This is a genomic window from Candidatus Micropelagos thuwalensis, from assembly GCF_000469155.1.
GTDB lineage: Bacteria > Pseudomonadota > Alphaproteobacteria > RS24 > RS24 > Micropelagius > Micropelagius thuwalensis.
This window is the reverse complement of record NZ_AWXE01000001.1, coordinates 352,701-368,750: the sequence shown is the minus strand read 5'-3', so window position 1 is coordinate 368,750 and position 16,050 is coordinate 352,701. Positions and strand designations below refer to the sequence as shown.

17 protein-coding genes and 1 pseudogene are annotated in these 16,050 nt (G+C 40.9%); 17 read left to right on the top strand and 1 reads right to left on the bottom strand.

What is annotated here, in order from left to right:
• Positions 1-105 precede the first annotated feature (105 nt).
• From RS24_RS01780 to RS24_RS10120, 17 genes and pseudogenes are all read left to right on the top strand, one after another.
• On the top strand, positions 106-912 hold the full coding sequence (locus RS24_RS01780; RefSeq protein ID WP_021776466.1) for a DUF3450 domain-containing protein: 807 nt from the start codon (positions 106-108) through the stop codon (positions 910-912).
• 2 nt (positions 913-914) lie between these two features.
• The gene (locus RS24_RS01775; RefSeq protein WP_021776465.1) at positions 915-2,288 is read left to right on the top strand and encodes a MotA/TolQ/ExbB proton channel family protein; all 1,374 of its coding nucleotides are present in this window, start codon (positions 915-917) and stop codon (positions 2,286-2,288) included.
• A gap of 13 nt (positions 2,289-2,301) precedes the next feature.
• The gene (locus RS24_RS01770; RefSeq protein ID WP_021776464.1) at positions 2,302-2,853 is read left to right on the top strand and encodes a MotA/TolQ/ExbB proton channel family protein; all 552 of its coding nucleotides are present in this window, start codon (positions 2,302-2,304) and stop codon (positions 2,851-2,853) included.
• A 10-nt stretch (positions 2,854-2,863) separates the two neighbouring features.
• Positions 2,864-3,265, top strand: a complete 402-nt coding sequence (locus tag RS24_RS01765) for an ExbD/TolR family protein (RefSeq protein WP_021776463.1) — start codon at positions 2,864-2,866, stop codon at positions 3,263-3,265.
• 14 nt (positions 3,266-3,279) lie between these two features.
• Positions 3,280-3,882 (top strand): energy transducer TonB, encoded by a 603-nt coding sequence (locus RS24_RS01760; RefSeq protein ID WP_021776462.1) that lies wholly within the window; start codon positions 3,280-3,282, stop codon positions 3,880-3,882.
• 2 nt (positions 3,883-3,884) lie between these two features.
• Positions 3,885-5,192: a tetratricopeptide repeat protein gene (locus RS24_RS01755; RefSeq protein ID WP_021776461.1), complete on the top strand. Its 1,308-nt coding sequence runs from the start codon at positions 3,885-3,887 to the stop codon at positions 5,190-5,192.
• 87 nt (positions 5,193-5,279) lie between these two features.
• A complete protein-coding gene (locus RS24_RS01750) occupies positions 5,280-7,028 on the top strand; it encodes an acyl-CoA dehydrogenase family protein (RefSeq protein WP_021776460.1) in 1,749 nt (582 codons plus the stop codon).
• A gap of 110 nt (positions 7,029-7,138) precedes the next feature.
• Positions 7,139-8,494, top strand: a complete 1,356-nt coding sequence (gene glmU, locus RS24_RS01745) for a bifunctional UDP-N-acetylglucosamine diphosphorylase/glucosamine-1-phosphate N-acetyltransferase GlmU (RefSeq protein ID WP_021776459.1) — start codon at positions 7,139-7,141, stop codon at positions 8,492-8,494.
• 2 nt (positions 8,495-8,496) lie between these two features.
• A complete protein-coding gene (glmS, locus tag RS24_RS01740) occupies positions 8,497-10,311 on the top strand; it encodes a glutamine--fructose-6-phosphate transaminase (isomerizing) (protein ID WP_021776458.1) in 1,815 nt (604 codons plus the stop codon).
• A 67-nt stretch (positions 10,312-10,378) separates the two neighbouring features.
• Positions 10,379-10,507 (top strand): hypothetical protein, encoded by a 129-nt coding sequence (locus RS24_RS10085; RefSeq protein ID WP_021776457.1) that lies wholly within the window; start codon positions 10,379-10,381, stop codon positions 10,505-10,507.
• A gap of 368 nt (positions 10,508-10,875) precedes the next feature.
• Positions 10,876-11,379 carry a hypothetical protein gene (locus tag RS24_RS09630; RefSeq protein WP_021776455.1) on the top strand — a complete coding sequence of 168 codons (504 nt, stop codon included), beginning with the start codon at positions 10,876-10,878 and terminating at the stop codon, positions 11,377-11,379.
• Positions 11,380-11,498: 119 nt separating this feature from the next.
• A complete protein-coding gene (locus tag RS24_RS01725) occupies positions 11,499-11,891 on the top strand; it encodes a hypothetical protein (RefSeq protein WP_021776454.1) in 393 nt (130 codons plus the stop codon).
• Positions 11,892-11,970: 79 nt separating this feature from the next.
• Positions 11,971-12,543, top strand: coding sequence for a ferric reductase-like transmembrane domain-containing protein (locus tag RS24_RS09935; RefSeq protein WP_021776452.1), 573 nt, complete (start codon positions 11,971-11,973; stop codon positions 12,541-12,543).
• A gap of 497 nt (positions 12,544-13,040) precedes the next feature.
• Entirely contained in the window at positions 13,041-13,265 is a 225-nt protein-coding gene (locus tag RS24_RS10140) for an aminotransferase class V-fold PLP-dependent enzyme (protein WP_021776451.1), read from the top strand.
• 392 nt (positions 13,266-13,657) lie between these two features.
• Positions 13,658-13,774, top strand: coding sequence for an aminotransferase class V-fold PLP-dependent enzyme (locus RS24_RS10135; RefSeq protein ID WP_108912097.1), 117 nt, complete (start codon positions 13,658-13,660; stop codon positions 13,772-13,774).
• Between the two features lie 13 nt (positions 13,775-13,787).
• Positions 13,788-14,030, top strand: a pseudogene (locus tag RS24_RS10130) (aminotransferase class V-fold PLP-dependent enzyme); the annotation flags it as partial.
• 50 nt (positions 14,031-14,080) lie between these two features.
• Positions 14,081-14,257 (top strand): aminotransferase class V-fold PLP-dependent enzyme, encoded by a 177-nt coding sequence (locus RS24_RS10120; protein ID WP_192814054.1) that lies wholly within the window; start codon positions 14,081-14,083, stop codon positions 14,255-14,257.
• A gap of 339 nt (positions 14,258-14,596) precedes the next feature.
• Here the strand turns inward: RS24_RS10120 and RS24_RS01705 are convergent, their stop codons facing one another.
• Entirely contained in the window at positions 14,597-15,832 is a 1,236-nt protein-coding gene (locus RS24_RS01705; RefSeq protein WP_021776448.1) for a tyrosine-type recombinase/integrase, read from the bottom strand.
• Positions 15,833-16,050: the final 218 nt, after the last annotated feature.

Sequence of the window (16,050 nt, the reverse complement as noted above, 5' to 3'; positions counted from 1 at the left end):
TAACATCACACGACTTGATTTTAGCGCGTTGATATGAAAGTAAATCAATGGATATTTTCAAATAACGGTTTTAAGCCGTATTCTTATTTTAGTGAGGGACTAGATATGCCGAAGGCTTATTCAAACAGCAATGCCCTCTTGCATCGTGGTTTAATAACAGCGATTGCAAGTTTTTTTGTTTTAATTGCTTTAATATTTCAGACGAATGCACAGGAAGTGCTAGCTCAAGTTCAGTCCACAGCAAACGGTACTGTGACTGACGGATCAAAATCTCAAAAGAAGATTGATAAACTGGATGATCAAACTGCTGAACTTGTTATGGAGTACAGAGCATCCGTTAGACAGCTTGAAGAGTTAAGAGAGTACAACGCTCAGTTGGAAAAACTTATCGCTGCTCAACGAGAAGAGATGGTTAAAATTCGTCAGGAAATCGAAGACGTAACAACCATCGACCGGACAATCATCCCTCACATGTTTAAAATGATTGATGGTCTGGAAGCTTTCGTAAATCTTGACACACCTTTCCTTATTGATGAGCGTAAAGCACGTGTTGCCCGTTTACGTTCTCTCATGGACCGGTCAGATGCTAACCCTGCTGAAAAATATCGTAAAATTCTCGAAGCTTTCGAAATAGAAAATGAATACGGTCGTACGATTGAGGCCTATGAAGGTGAGCTTACAGTTGATGGCGTCGAGCGTACTGTTAATTTCCTTCGTCTTGGTCGCGTTTCATGGCTTTATCAAACACTTGACGGCGAAGAGAGTGGTGTGTGGTCACAAGCTGCTAGCGATTGGATTGACCTAGATGGTGACTTTGACGCTGAAATTCGCACCAATTTAAGAATTGCCCGCGAACAAGCCGCGCCAAATCTAATGGTTGTGCCTTTGTTTGGCGCTAATGGGGGTAACTAATCATGTTTCGTAAAACACTTTTAACATTTCTGGTATGCGGTTTTTTCGCTACCAATGTCTTTGCCCAGGACGCTGAAGCAACTGCTAAAGACGAACCACTTACCCTTCAACAATTACTTGAGCGCGTCAAAGAAGGTCGTGTTACTGACAACTCAGCCAATAAAAAACGCGAGCGCCAATTTATTAATGAGCGCAACAAGCGTAAATCTATGCTTGATAATGTTAACCGAAAAATCGGTATCGAAGAGGCTCGAAGCGAGCGTCTCGAAGCAACATTTAACGCGAACGAACTGCAACTTGCTGAACTTGAAGGTTTGTTAAACGAACGCCTTGGTGTTTTTGGTGAACTATTCGGTGTTGTCCGTCAGGTTTCCGGTGAAACCAGCGCACAAGTCGGTTCAAGTATAATCAGTGGTGAGATTATTGGTCGTCTGCCTGCTCTTGATGAGCTTGCAAAGTCTAAAGGTCTTCCAAAGATTAAAGAGCTTGAGGGGCTCTGGTATGCACTCCAGCAAGAAATGACAGCACAAGGTGAAGTCAAAACATTTACCGGTAAGATTGTCGGCTCTGATGGTATCGCTGGTCCGGCAGAAATTACCCGTGTTGGCCCATTTACAGCCATTAGTGATAATCGTTTCCTCCGCTATGCAGGTGACGGTAAATTTGTTGAACTGGGTCGTCAACCACCAGCACGCTTCATGGATGGTGCGGACGATTTGCTTGATGCGGATCCAGGTGAGTTGACTGCAGGTGTTGTTGATCCGTCTCGCGGGGCAATTTTGGATCTTTTCCTGCAGACGCCAAATCTTAGTGAGCGTATCGGGCAGGGTGGTCTTGTCGGTTACATCATTATCCTTCTTGGTATTGCCGGTGTCCTATTGGCATTCGAGCGGATTTTCCGTCTGACACTGACAGCTAAATCCATAAATCAACAGCTTGAGTCGGGTCAGCCTGGTGGCGATAATCCACTGGGTCGCGTCTGGGAAGCTTACACCAACAACCGTACGGTTGACGTTGAGACACTCGAATTGAAACTTGATGATGCAATCTTGAAAGAGATGCCAGCGCTTGAGCGTGGCCTAAGCACCATTAAACTGATTTCTGGTGTTGCACCATTGTTGGGCCTATTGGGTACGGTGACAGGTATGATTCTGACCTTCCAGGCGATTACATTGTTTGGTACGGGTGATCCAAAACTCATGGCTGGTGGTATTTCACAAGCTCTCATGACAACTGTTCTGGGTCTTTGTGTTGCTATTCCGACTTTATTGCTTCATTCGGTTGCGGCTTCTCGTTCTCGTGAAGTTGTTCAAATCCTTGAAGAGCAAGCTACCGGTCTTGTTGCCGCGCATGCTGAAGCCAACAAAGGTCGATAGGTAGGAGCCGAATATGGAATTCAGCGAGATCATCTGGCTGTTTCTTAATCCCTTTAACGCCATTCGTGGCGTTAGGGACTTCCTAGAGATGGGTGGCAACGTTTTGTTTGTCATCATGATTGTTAATGTCATTCTTATGGGATTGATTTACGAACGTTTCAGTTACTTCAGACGTGGATTTGTGCAACTACATGATGAAACATTGAATGCTTGGAACGCGCGTAGCGATCATAAGTCATGGACGGCTCATCGTATCAGAGAGCAACTCATCTCAATTGCCAAAATCGGTGCCCAGAAAAATATGGGCTCCATTAAAGCACTTGTTGCATTGTCACCTTTACTCGGTCTCGTCGGGACCGTTACTGGCATGGTAGAAGTGTTTGATGTGATGGCGATTACTGGATCAGGAAATGCTAGAGCCATGGCTGCGGGCATATCCAAGGCAACTCTGCCAACAATGGCAGGCCTTGTAACCGCAGTAGCTGGTATTGCTTTTTCGACTGTTTTGGAACGGCGCGCAGATCGTGCTGTCTCAGAACTCGAAGATAAATTAATATTGATGTAGGGGGGATCTTATGCGTCGCAAACGTCAAAGAAATACCGAAGAGTCCGATATTGACATCACACCAATGATGGATGTCGTGTTTATCATGCTCATCTTCTTCATTGTGACAGCCACTTTTGTGAAAGAAAGCGGTATTGATGTTACCCGTCCTGATGCACAAACTGCCACTAAGCAGAACCGTGTAGGTATTCTTGTCGCAATCAATGAATACAATGAGATTTGGATTAATCGCCGTGAGGTCGACATTAATGCCGTTCGTGCTAACATTGAACGTCTGCATGCCGAAAACCCTCAGGGGGGTGCTGTCATTCAGGCAGATAAAAATGCTCAAACCGGTACATTGGTTGAAGTTATGGATCAAATCCGTCTGGCAGGTGTGCAAGCAATTTCCATTGCTGCAGAAGAACGGTAAAGGAGTCTCCGGGCATGCCTTCATTTATCCAAGGTTTACCTAATTGGTTTTTGGCTGCTGTTACGACAACAGCTCTATTCCTCGTAATGAAAATCATGGTGACCGGTCAGCAATATGAGATTGAGGAAGCTTTTGGCGGTGTAGCCATTGATTTCGTCCGTCTTGAGAGAGAGGAGGAGGTTAACACCAAAGACCGTGTTAAGCGACCATCTCGTAAAGAAGCTGAACCACCGCCCCCGCCACCACCCATGGATCAGGTAGATCGTCCAGATATAGACCCGTCAAATATCGATGCAGATTTTGGACTGTCAATGGGTCTTAATTTGAATGCTCCTGTTGATGGTGATGCCCTCGCGATTGTTCGTGTTCTGCCGAGATATCCAAACCGTGCGCTGTCGCGCGGAATTGAAGGCTGGGTGTTGCTTGAATTTACAATCAGCCCTATTGGGCAGGCTATGAATCCTGTCGTGATTGACTCTGATCCAGCTGGTATATTTGACCGCGCTGCCATTAACGCAGTTCGGAAATGGAAATATAGACCCAAAACAGAGGAAGGTCGTGCTGTTTCGAGACCGGGGGTTCGTCAGATGATTACCTTCCAGATTAGTAAGGACTAGTTATGTCAAAGCTTCGCTTTAGCTCACTTATTCTGATTTTTTCTTTCATGGCATCTCCTATCATGCCCGAAGCAATTCGCTTGATTGATACGGCAACAGCGCAGGAGGAGAAAAAGAAAAAGCCGAAAACCCGCCGTTCACAAGTATTGAGTAAAGCGGCTTTTAACCAGATTACGTCAGCCCAAGAAGCTTTGTCTGAAGGCAATCATGAAACAGCAATGAATATCTTGCTGAACATGATGAAAAGTGATCGGTATAACTCCTATGAAAAAGGGGTTGCCCAGCAAACATATGCTTATGTTTGGGCCGATAAAGGTGATTATAGCCGTGCGCTCGTTGAATTTGAACGTGCTTTAAATTTAGGTGTCTTGCCTGAACAAGTTCAACTCGATCTGACATATAATTTGGCTCAGCTCAGCATTGCTGAGGATAAACCGAAGCAAGCACTTCGTTATTTGAATCGCTGGTTCTCGCAAGTCGAAGAGCCGAGTGCATCTGCGTATGGTTTGAAGGCACAGATATATCTCATTATGGATAATCTGAAGCAAGCCGAAAAGAATGTCACAAAAGCGATTAGTATGTCTGAATCGCCAAAGGAGGCTTGGTATCGCATCTTGCTCTCTGTTTACCTTCAACAAGAACGTTATAAAGAATCTCTTCCTATCCTAGAGCTTGTTGTTGATCGCTTCCCCGGTAAAAAAGCATTCTGGCAGCAATTATCAGCCGTTTATCAAGAATTGGGTAAAGAGCAGAAAGCTTTCGCCGCCCAGCAAGCTATGCACAGTCAAGATATGCTCACAACAAGTAAAGAACTTGTGCGTATAGCCCAACTTTATCTTTATAATGATTTTCCCTATAAAGCTGCACGTATCTTAGATAAGGGGCTAAAAGATGGTTCTATTAAAAAGACATCTAAGAATTGGGAATTGCTTGCAACGGCGTGGATGCATTCGCGTGAATGGAAAAAATCCCGTTCACCATTGCTAAAAGCAGCATCAAAATCAAAGAGTGGCAAGCTTTACGCTCAATTGGGTCAGGCCTATATTCAGGATGAAGATTGGAAAAATGCTGAAAAATATCTCATTAAAGCCGTCGATAAAGGCAAACTTGAAAAGAGAGAAAGCAACACCTATCTCGTTCTTGGTATTACTCAAGCGCGCTTAGGCAAGTATGAAAAAGCCATTAAAACATTCCGTAAAGCTGGTGACTTTGACGACACAGCGAAGGATGCATTTAAGTGGATTAGATCTCTTGAAAGACAGCTTGCGGAAAAGGCGCGTGAGGAAAAAGAGAAGCAAAAAGCCGGTTAATCCTGTTATTACCGGCGTTTTGGCATTAATTTAATTATCAGTGACCAGCAGGGTTTAGATTAAACCCTATATTTGCTTTGAGGTTTCATGTCTTACACAGCACCAGTCGATAGAATAAGTTTCAGCCTGAAGCATGAGGCAGGTTTTGATCGTCTTTATGAAGCAATTCCAGAACTTGATGCAGATGTGATTTCTTCCATTCTCGAAGAAGCTGGTAAATTTACAACTGAAGTTATTGCCCCCACCAACAGAATTGGTGATGAAGAGAAAGCCCATTTGGAGTCACACGGTGTTGTGGTGCCGGAAGCGTTCAAAGACGCCTATAAACAACTTGTCGATAATGGCTGGCCAACACTCTCAGCTTCGGAAAAATATGGTGGACAGGGGTTACCCATCTCTTTGGCAAATGCAGTATTTGAAATGCTTAATTCCAATATAGCTTTCACACTGTGTCAGATGCTGACTTCTGGTGCAGTTGAAGCACTCGAGGCTCATGCTTCAGAGGCGCAAAAAGAGAAATATCTTCGTCAGATTATTTCAGGTAACTGGTCCGCAACTATGAATTTGACAGAACCTCAAGCTGGTTCAGATGTCGGAGCTGTGAAAACCAAAGCCGAACCCCAGCCAGACGGTACTTACAAAATTTATGGTACAAAAATTTACATAACTTACGGCGATCACGACATGGCCGAGAACATAATTCATCTTGTTCTAGCTCGCACGCCTGGCGCACCTGAAGGCACGAAAGGTATTTCGTTGTTTATTGTGCCGAAGTTTTTCGTAAATGATGATGGCTCTCTTGGCGATAGAAACGATGTTAAATGTATCGGTCTGGAAGATAAACTCGGTATCCATGCAAGCCCAACCTGTGTCATGTCATTTGGTGAGAATGATGGTGCTGTCGGCTGGCTCATTGGTGCTGAAAATACCGGCATGGCGGCAATGTTCACTATGATGAACAATGCACGTTTAAATGTTGGTATTCAGGGTGTTGGTTTGGCTGAACAAGCAACACAAATTGCTATGTCTTATGCCGCAGACAGAGTTCAGGGCCGTGCACCGGATGCTGATAGGGGTGATAATACACCTGTTCCCATCGCAACTCATCCAGATGTTCGCAATATGCTGATGACAATGAGGTCGCTGACAGATGCGGCGCGCGCTATTTGTTATGAAAACGGGGTATTTCATGATCTTGCCCATTTCGGGGGAGATGAGAAAGCGAAAGCTTTTAATGATCTTCTTACGCCTATCTCTAAAGCATTTAGCACGGATATTGCCAACGAAGTTTCTAGTCTGGGCGTTCAAATACATGGCGGCATGGGCTTTATTGAAGAAACAGGCATTGCTCAATTTTCCAGAGATGCAAAAATTCTGCCTATTTATGAAGGCACCAACGGTATTCAGGCCATAGACTTAATTAATCGGAAACTTCCACTTGCTAATGGCGCTATCATATCTGAGTATTTGGCTCAAATTGAAGAAACCATTACTCAATGCGCCGAAGAAGAAACACTTAAAGAGTTATCTTCTGCTCTTAAAAACGGTTTTGCTGACTTGCAAGCAGCCACAGATTTCATGCTGACGCACCCCAATAATCTTGATCGCCTGTATGGTGCTACAGATTATCTTACGCTTTTCGGCTTAGTTGCAGGCGGGCATTATCTTGCCAGAGGCGCGCTTGGCACAATGAAAACTAATGAAATGACCCATAAGGTCAAAACAGCTAAGTTTTTCATGGATCGCCTTCTGCCACGCACCAAAAGTCATTTGGCTTCTATTCTGTCGTCAAAAGAGCATCTCGACAATGAAGAGATTTTTCACATTGTTGGATAATTTGTCTGAATTGCGCATCAAACTACTGAAATAATTTGAAAAACTCTTTGAGTTTATTTATCGCATCATTCATTCTATTTAAGTAATCGTGACTCATACAGAAGTGAAGCATGACTATTAGTGGTAAATTCTCAGCAATTATTCTCGCCGCGGGTAAAGGCACCAGAATGAAGTCAGATATACCCAAGGTGTTGCATAAGGTTGCAGGCCTTGAAATGATATTTCATGTCATCAACGCTGCCCAATCTGCCGGCGTTTCGAGTACCACCATCGTTACATCACCTTTTCAGGAAGATTTAAGAAATAACATTCTTGCCAATGCGCAGACCGAAAAGTTGACCATGGCAATTCAAGAAGATCAGCTTGGCACAGGCGATGCCGTGAAAGCAGCGATGCCACTTTCTGGCGCCCCCGATAAAGTGCTTATCCTTTTTGGGGATACGCCATTAATGCGCCCAGAAGTACTCAAGCAAATGGTTGAAGACAGTGCCGACCTAACCTTGCTTGGTTTTAACACCGATACGCCTGAGGGCTATGGGCGCATTATTTGTGAGGATGGTAAGCCGGTAAGTATTGTTGAACATAAAGACGCCGATGCGGCGACTCGCCAGATTAACCTGTGTAATGGGGGCGCTTTAGCAATAAATGCAGCACTATTGCCCGATTTACTTAATGGTCTTGAAAATAATAACGCTCAATCAGAATATTATTTGCCAGATATTGTTGGGCTGGCTAACAAACAAAATATTAATATCGGTCTCGTCAGGTGCCAAAAAGAGGATACGATGGGCGTTGATACGAAAAGCGGTTTGGCAAAAGCCGAAACGCTCATGCAAAACAGATTACGCCAAAAACATCTTGATAATGGCGTCTCCATGATTGCCCCTGAAACTATTTATTTCTCACATGATACAGAGATTGGGCCGGATAGTTCGATAGAGCCACATTGTATCTTCGGCATAGGCGTTAAAATTGGTGCAGCAGTCACGATTAAAGGGTTTAGTCACCTAGAGGGTGTATTAGCAGAAACTGGTGTTCAGATTGGCCCTTATGCACGCCTTCGTCCCGGTACGCAGCTGGGGACAGGCGCTAAAATAGGCAATTTTGTTGAAACAAAAAAAGCCCAAATTAAGGATTACGCAAAGGTTAATCACCTTTCTTATATTGGCGATGCATATATTGGTGAAGGTGCAAATATAGGTGCGGGTACTATTACCTGTAATTATGATGGGTACGATAAACATTTTACCAACATTGGTGCAGGGGCATTTATTGGTTCTAACTCGTCCTTAATTGCACCGGTTAATATTGGTGAAGGCGCTTATATCGGGTCGTCTTCCAGCATTTCCGGCGAGGTAGAGGCTGACAGCCTCGCACTTACACGTGCTCCGTTACGAAAGATTGACGGATGGGCTGTTAAATTTCGAATGAAAAAAAGTAAAGCAAGTGAGGCTAAGGGCGACTAAATATGTGTGGAATAATTGGTATAATTGGTCAAACAGAAGTTACGCCTGTTATTTATGACGCGCTGAAACGGTTGGAATATCGCGGTTATGACAGCGCTGGAATAGCAACCATTAATGATGATAAAATTGATCGACGGAGAAGTCAGGGAAAACTCATCAATCTTGAAGCCGAACTAAAGCAGACACCCCTTAAGGGGAATATAGGTATTGGGCATACGCGCTGGGCAACTCATGGAGCCCCTACACAACAAAATGCGCATCCACACAAGGCTGATAGCGTTATGGTGGTGCATAACGGCATTATCGAAAATTACCTGGAACTGAAAAACACCTTAACGTCTCATGGTTATGTTTTTTCTACGGAAACAGATACGGAAGTTATTGCCCATTTGTTTTCCTATCATTTGGCTCAAGCTGAAAGCATCAAAATAGCGGCACGCAAAACTTTTGCCATGCTTGAAGGTGCTTATGCCGTTGCCTTGTTAATCGAGAACGAGGATAGGATGATGATTGCTGCCCGACAGGGTAGCCCGCTCGTTATTGGCCACGGTGATAACGAAATGTTTGTTGGGTCAGACGCTTTCTCACTCGCACCTATGACAAACCGGATTACTTATCTGGAAGATGGCGACTGGGCCATTCTTACTGATAACAGCCTTGATATTTTTGACGCTGACGGTAAGTCCGTAGAACGTCCTATCCAAGTTAAAGATGCCTCTGCTTCTATTGTCGACAAAGGTCGGCACAAGCATTTTATGGCTAAGGAAATATTTGAACAGCCGGAAGTCATTTCACATACATTTGCGCATTATGTTAATGCCCATGAAGCTACAGTTAAAATTCCCGAAATTGATTTTGATACCTCAGATATTAAGCGCATTGTGCTTATCGCCTGCGGCTCAGCTTATTATGCGGCGATGACCGGACGTTACTGGCTGGAAACACTGGCGGGTATATCCACAGATATTGATATTGCTTCCGAGTTTCGCTATCGCGATGTCCCTATGGATAAAAACACCCTGGCGGTGTTTGTTTCTCAATCCGGGGAAACAGCGGATACACTTGCAGCTTTAAAGGCTTGTAAAGCACAGAATGTTAAAACGCTTGCTATTGTCAATGCACCAGACAGTTCCATGCAACGCGAAGCCGATATTACTTTGCCAACTTTTGCTGGGCCGGAAATTGGCGTGGCTTCAACTAAGGCCTTTATTTGTCAACTTGCGGTTCTGTTTTGCTTTGCCCTCGCACTTGGGAAAGCACGCATTGCTTCTGAGCGTGAAAATGAACTTGTCAAAGCACTTTTAACCTTGCCAAGGCTCATGGGTGAGGCACTTAAACTTGAGACGAGCATTGAACAAATTGCTGTGCGGCTTTCCAAGAAAGAAAATGCTATTTTTATCGGGCGTGGCCTGATGAATCCTCTGGCACTAGAGGGCGCTCTGAAACTGAAAGAAATATCTTATATCCATGCAGAGGGTTTTGCCGCAGGCGAGCTAAAACACGGCTCAATTGCCTTAATTGAAGATAATATGCCTGTTATTACTATTGCGCCGAAAGATGCAATGTATCCTAAAACTATTTCAAATATGCAGGAAGTGATTGCCCGACAGGGAGACATTATTTTGCTAACCGAGGATCCTGGTAATACTGACACAGACAATATTTCGGACCTCATATTTTTACCAGAAATTGATCCGGTTTTGACACCAATTCTTTATACCATTCCTTTACAATTACTTGCCTATCACACAGCTGTTGCAAAAGGGACAGATGTCGATCAACCGCGTAATCTCGCAAAGTCAGTAACGGTCGAATGATTTTGTATGTAACAATTCTTTTAAAGAATAACTGTAGTTTCGAACTGTTATTTAATAGGAGTTAATTATGGAAGTATTTGGAGTGATGGGAATGTCATTAGGAACAGTTGGATTTGTATTTGGACTAATATCATTTGTTAAAACAAAAAAACTTACAAAGAAATTAAAAGAAAAAGGAATTCTCGAAGAGAATTAAAATGAAAAATAAAAAAACAGTTACAAACAAAATAAATCCACCACTGTTGAATAAAGAAAAATTTCCTGGTTGGTCGCAAACCATATTAAGATTTGAATCATGATTTGTATTAAAACAGAAATACCAAAAGAGATTTGTGAAATAGATGACGAGTTAAAAGCAATTTATCATTCGCATGACACCGTTTGTATTTGGGTTTTCAAATCTAGAGAAGATGGAAATAATTTTATGAACGATACAGTCGGCATGAAGAAAGAAGAGAGAGAAAAACATTATTCAGATAATTATGGGTAAATATAATTTGGTTATGGACACTCTGTTACCGTGGAGTAGATAAAGTTGTCAATTAAGATATAAATAGAATATGAATGAAAAAATTATTTCAAACTGTATGTGAAACAACAATTAATGCACCTAAGGAAGCATTTAATCTTCATGATTGGGTTTTCACTCTATCAGACAAGGACTATCAAACCACAGCACGCGGTCATATTGCTGCTGGATCAAGCATTCACACTGATGGAACACAGACGTCTGTCAATGTAGAGAGCGTTGGAGGAAACTTATTGGTCCAACACTATGTAGCGGAAGCTAAAGAACCTGATTACATTAAGATGGTTTCTATGTCGGATCTTTGGTTAATGAAATTAATACATATTGTTGTGAAAGTTACATGGGAAATGCGTCTCATTTCTGTTTCTAAAAATGAATGTAAATTCCAAAATACCGTGTTGGTAGAACACCCTAATTTCATTATGAAAATTTTGTCTGCTTTAGCATTAGGTGGTTATTTTGTGCGGAAACATAATGAAGAAGAAACACCCTTATTCGCTAAAAACTTATATGAAAGGACATTTAAAGAAAAGGTTTAGACTTTATAAATTTAAGAAACCATAATGAGTTTTAATAAGATTTCTCAAACCAACAAGTAGACACCTTTTTTATTTCGTGGCTGTCGAATAGATTTAAGTACAGGTTTAATCCATTAAACATGAAAGCATTTCTTTATAAATTTTCTATCTTCACTATTTTTATTGCCCTTGTTCACTTTACACTTGAGACCTTATTTACGATAAAGTTTGGACAAACTATTGCTGGTTATTTGCCTGACCTCATTGCAGTTGCCTTACTAATAACCGCAGGATTTCTAACTGTAAAGGATTCAAGTGCTATAGGTATTCTGTGTGGTGCTTGGGGGTTTGCATTCTGTCTTCACTATAGGACTTGGGCATGGAGATTTGATGATGTAATTGATGGAACGGCAACAGAATTGGTTGAAACAACCATGTATGTCTTGGCATTTACTATGCCAATTTCATTAATTTCTTTTATAATCACTTTAATATTATGTTTGCCAAAAAACAGAAATAAATTAATAGGGTAAAATGGAATTTATTCTGCAAATGAAAATGCTCACCGTCCGTGAAGTTGATATAACTGTCTACTGTCTATAACTACAATAAATGCTTTTAACTAAATTCAACTTACTTTTTTCAAGTGTCTTATTTTCATTTGCCTTGGCAATATACTTTTTTATCATTGCCCCTTCTGATGATAGTGCAGGACTTTGGACAAGATATAGTGCCCACCTTTCTTTCTTATATTTGATTGCCGCATACTCCGTAAGCATTCTCAAAGATACATTTAATTTTGATGCGATTAACAATCTAGCAACTAACCGAAGATATTTTGGTTTGAGTTTTTCTATTACTCACTCCGTTCACCTAGCCGCATTGATTTATTTTTTTTATACAAACAATGAAAACCCTGAACTTGTTTCAATTTTAGGGGGTGGATTGGGATACTTACTAATGTATGCAATGACCTTAACATCCACCGATGCCATGGTAAAAAGAATTGGAATAAAAAACTGGAAGATGCTCCATGCGACTGGAGTTAACTACTTGGTTATTATCTTTTTCTATACATTTTCTGGAAGCATGATTGAAACATCTCTATACTCAACTTATACAGTTTATGTTTTAGTAATTCTAATTATCTGGATGTTAAAAATAATTAAGTTTGCAAAGTCATAAAATGAAACCACATGTAAAAAGTTTTATTGGATCCATTATTTTTAATACAATTATCTGGGGTTTTATTTTTTGGTTCTTTTTCGAGTTTATACTTTGATTATTATGGGTAGTATAAATCTATTCAGTCTCCGTTGAATGACTACATGGCAATTTTAAGGGGCTAAATCCTTAAATTTACATATATTACATATATTTAGTAATATAAAATCAGGTAATGAATTAGATTATAAAGGCCGCGCACCCACTCTTTTAGCAAATAAGGCATGCCTTAATAACTTTCCTATGGGGGACAAATCGATCATTGGAGGTTTTAGGGGACGAAAAATTTGTCTTATCATTAAACTGTAAAGACGACACTAACTTGACTCAAGGTAATAAATAGCACTCAGCTAATAATATGTACTAGCGGAGCCTTGAAGTGCAGGGGTTTAATATACTTCGTGGCAGTTACTACTTTATCAATCAGTCAACTCAGGTTTTAGAAAAAACAAAGCCAAATGAAAGTTGTGCATTTCGATAGTGCAAAGGTTAGGGAGGGCATCCCGACCTTAGAACAAGAAGTTAATGTTCACCAGTTAACTCGGTTGGATAATGTGGCAGAGAGTAAAAATCCAAATCAAGTGTTTAACGAAGTAAATCCATTTTATCAGAAATCAAATTCAAATATACATCAGAGCTCACAAGAACTTGGAAGAGAAGCATCAGATATGTATAAGGATTAAAGTGACTAAGTTCAAAAATATATAAATATTGCGCGCCCTGAGGAATTTTTATTTTGGGTTATAACGGAAAGAACCAATCTAGTTGTCAATAGCTATGGACGTGAAAATTTCAAATTGGTGAACAGATAATTCTCTCACAAATAAAGCATCACGCTAACATTTTTCCATGGTAAACAGTGTCCCAAATAATAGAGGCTATTATTAGTTAATTCCCACTACAGATAGCGGTGAGTTGGACATTTTAGCTTATGCGAATATGCTTAGCCCGAAGACAAAAAATTGTCATAATTGCTAATTTTATCAATGTGTTAGTGACAATCAACCCGGTAGAAGGGGTTTATGTTATGACGCGTACTATCGGTGAAGTTAGTCTAGTTGACGGGGCTTAATGATTGCCTCATTTCAAGGTCGATGTGCAATCACTGGGTTTTGATTTCTTCACTTTTTCCGGACATAAAATTTTTCACCCACCTGTATTGGTGCTCCTTACGGACAAAGTGACTTACTAGATAGCATGTTTCCGTGGCAAGGGGCGGTAGCATAATCAATGATGTCATATTCACAAAAACAACTTATGCAGGTCGCCCAACTAAATTTGAGGCAAGAACGGAGAGCCTTACTGATGCAGTTGCTCTCGTGGCAGCGCTTAACTATCCTAACACGCCAGACCTTCAAGCTGCGGGTTTACAAGTGTCGGCATTACTTGCCATGGCAACTGATGCATTTTTGTATAAACCCGGCTGTTCCATTATCGGCCAATCACCCAAAAAGGAGGAGGATTGTCTTTTAATATTGATGGTTTTTGTGCATAGGAAATTGCTGAAGGGCTTAACGCCGGGGGTATTGCCAATATATCGGGGCATCATTGTACTCAAATTATTTTATACATATTTAGTGAGGAGAAGTCTTCACGTTATTCATTTGCAATTTACAAGAGTTTCGAAGATGTAGATCGTCTGGTTTCTAGACTATATCGAATTTGCTCAAGGTGATATTCACAAGAAACCAAAATTAGTACTGATTCTTGCTTTTTTTTACGTTTTCAAAAAATCGGGTAGAAAAAATAAAAAAACGATATAAAAACAATTGTTTATGACGGCTATATTTTAAGATACAAATTAAGATACACTTAAGTTAACTATTTATAATTAATAGTATTTAATAGAATATTTTTTTTGATAAAAAAATTTATTCCATAAGTAATGGCACGGAACCATAAAGGTTTCGAAAAGTTTATTTTTTAACTTCATTGTTCCCAGGTTTTTTAAATTTATAAAACAAGAGTTGCAATACAATTTAATTAAAATGTATGTGAATACGTCTTTGAAAACTTATAGACGCGCGCGTTCTGTTAGTTTTGCATTGCCAGTTAAATAATCCTGCCAGTGTGTTAGCATGATGCGTGATTGTCGGTACATTTCCTGACGCTCTGTAATGTTTAGATTTAAGAATGCTGATTGGTGAAAATATACTTCCAACAATGATTGCGAATAGCCGGTGGAGTGGCTCCAGGTTTTGAAAGTCCCGAGCCACCCATGGGGCGTTAATCCTTTACCCCAAATATTTTGAATAGCGTGACGGATAGACGCCTCCGTTATCGTATCGGATTTTTTATTCTGTTTATAAAAAACAAACGGCTCATTACCGGTTTGCATCCTCAAATTTTTCAAAATATCCAACGCCAATGAAGGGATAGGGGTATACATATTCAGTTCAAGCTCAGTTTCAGAAAATGAGCCAATCATCCAGCGTGAATTTGTAAGATCCAAATCTATCCAATTCATCTGGGAAACTTGCATTGGCGATTTGCATAATAACATCAATATCTTAGCTGCCTGAACGGACAGGGATTGCGGGTCGGCCTTAGTATTAAACTCATTCCAGAAATGCGCAGCGCGGACATAATCAATTTTTGTTGTATCTCGACGTAACGTTTTTGTTCTACGGGGTAATTCAAAATCAACAGAAAACACAGCGGGATTAAACACACAATATTTACGCGATTGTGCATACTCGAAAATCCGTTTCAATTTACTCATCAAACGGTCCGCAGTTTCCGGTTTCTTCAACCAAATAGGGGCAAGGCACTTAACAACATCGGATGTGCTGATATCTTCAACTGGCATTTCACCAAGATGGGGGAGGCAGTACACCTCAAGCATTCGCCACATTTGCGTAACAGTTTTATCTCGCGCCCATGAAGATTTGTTTTTATTGAACCACTCAGTTGCCACGCGGTTGAAGAGAATACGGTTTTCTAAAACAACTGCTTCCTCTGCTTTGGCTACCTCTTCTACTTCCCATAGTGTCTCAAGTTTTTCACGCCGTGCAATTTTACTTCTTATTTTGTCAACATCGTATCCGCGCGCCAAAGCCGTATGTATCGCATCATTAATGGCCTCCGCATCATCAATATCTACCTTGTGAAAGTCCCCAATGAGTATCCAGTAATTTCTATGACGGTGAACATAGGCCTTAGACCCCCCCTGATAACAGCGAAGATACAGCTTTTTTTCCAGACGGTGAAAACCGGGACGTGACAACTTATTTACATCAACTTTACGCATACAAAACTCAAGATACAAAAACTGCAGAAAAAATCAGGATACAGCGAGATACATTTTTACTAAAAAAACAGCAAAATTTGTGCCGTTTTAAAGTCGAGATGTAAACTTTATCATCTTCTGCTTACTTAATGATATATATAATGAAATTATAAAACTTCCAAAATCAAGCCCTAAAAAATACTTATTTTACGTCTCCAAAAACAGTATTTTAAAAAAGA

What these genes read in the sequence shown, in the direction of transcription:
- RS24_RS01780 (WP_021776466.1), top strand. Translation starts at nt 106, where the DNA reads ATGCCGAAGGCTTATTCAAACAGCAATGCCCTCTTGCATCGTGGTTTA.
- RS24_RS01775 (WP_021776465.1), top strand. Translation starts at nt 915, where the DNA reads ATGTTTCGTAAAACACTTTTAACATTTCTGGTATGCGGTTTTTTCGCT.
- RS24_RS01770 (WP_021776464.1), top strand. Translation starts at nt 2,302, where the DNA reads ATGGAATTCAGCGAGATCATCTGGCTGTTTCTTAATCCCTTTAACGCC.
- RS24_RS01765 (WP_021776463.1), top strand. Translation starts at nt 2,864, where the DNA reads ATGCGTCGCAAACGTCAAAGAAATACCGAAGAGTCCGATATTGACATC.
- RS24_RS01760 (WP_021776462.1), top strand. Translation starts at nt 3,280, where the DNA reads ATGCCTTCATTTATCCAAGGTTTACCTAATTGGTTTTTGGCTGCTGTT.
- RS24_RS01755 (WP_021776461.1), top strand. Translation starts at nt 3,885, where the DNA reads ATGTCAAAGCTTCGCTTTAGCTCACTTATTCTGATTTTTTCTTTCATG.
- RS24_RS01750 (WP_021776460.1), top strand. Translation starts at nt 5,280, where the DNA reads ATGTCTTACACAGCACCAGTCGATAGAATAAGTTTCAGCCTGAAGCAT.
- glmU (WP_021776459.1), top strand. Translation starts at nt 7,139, where the DNA reads ATGACTATTAGTGGTAAATTCTCAGCAATTATTCTCGCCGCGGGTAAA.
- glmS (WP_021776458.1), top strand. Translation starts at nt 8,497, where the DNA reads ATGTGTGGAATAATTGGTATAATTGGTCAAACAGAAGTTACGCCTGTT.
- RS24_RS10085 (WP_021776457.1), top strand. Translation starts at nt 10,379, where the DNA reads ATGGAAGTATTTGGAGTGATGGGAATGTCATTAGGAACAGTTGGATTT.
- RS24_RS09630 (WP_021776455.1), top strand. Translation starts at nt 10,876, where the DNA reads ATGAAAAAATTATTTCAAACTGTATGTGAAACAACAATTAATGCACCT.
- RS24_RS01725 (WP_021776454.1), top strand. Translation starts at nt 11,499, where the DNA reads ATGAAAGCATTTCTTTATAAATTTTCTATCTTCACTATTTTTATTGCC.
- RS24_RS09935 (WP_021776452.1), top strand. Translation starts at nt 11,971, where the DNA reads ATGCTTTTAACTAAATTCAACTTACTTTTTTCAAGTGTCTTATTTTCA.
- RS24_RS10140 (WP_021776451.1), top strand. Translation starts at nt 13,041, where the DNA reads ATGAAAGTTGTGCATTTCGATAGTGCAAAGGTTAGGGAGGGCATCCCG.
- RS24_RS01705 (WP_021776448.1), bottom strand. Translation starts at nt 15,832, where the DNA reads ATGCGTAAAGTTGATGTAAATAAGTTGTCACGTCCCGGTTTTCACCGT.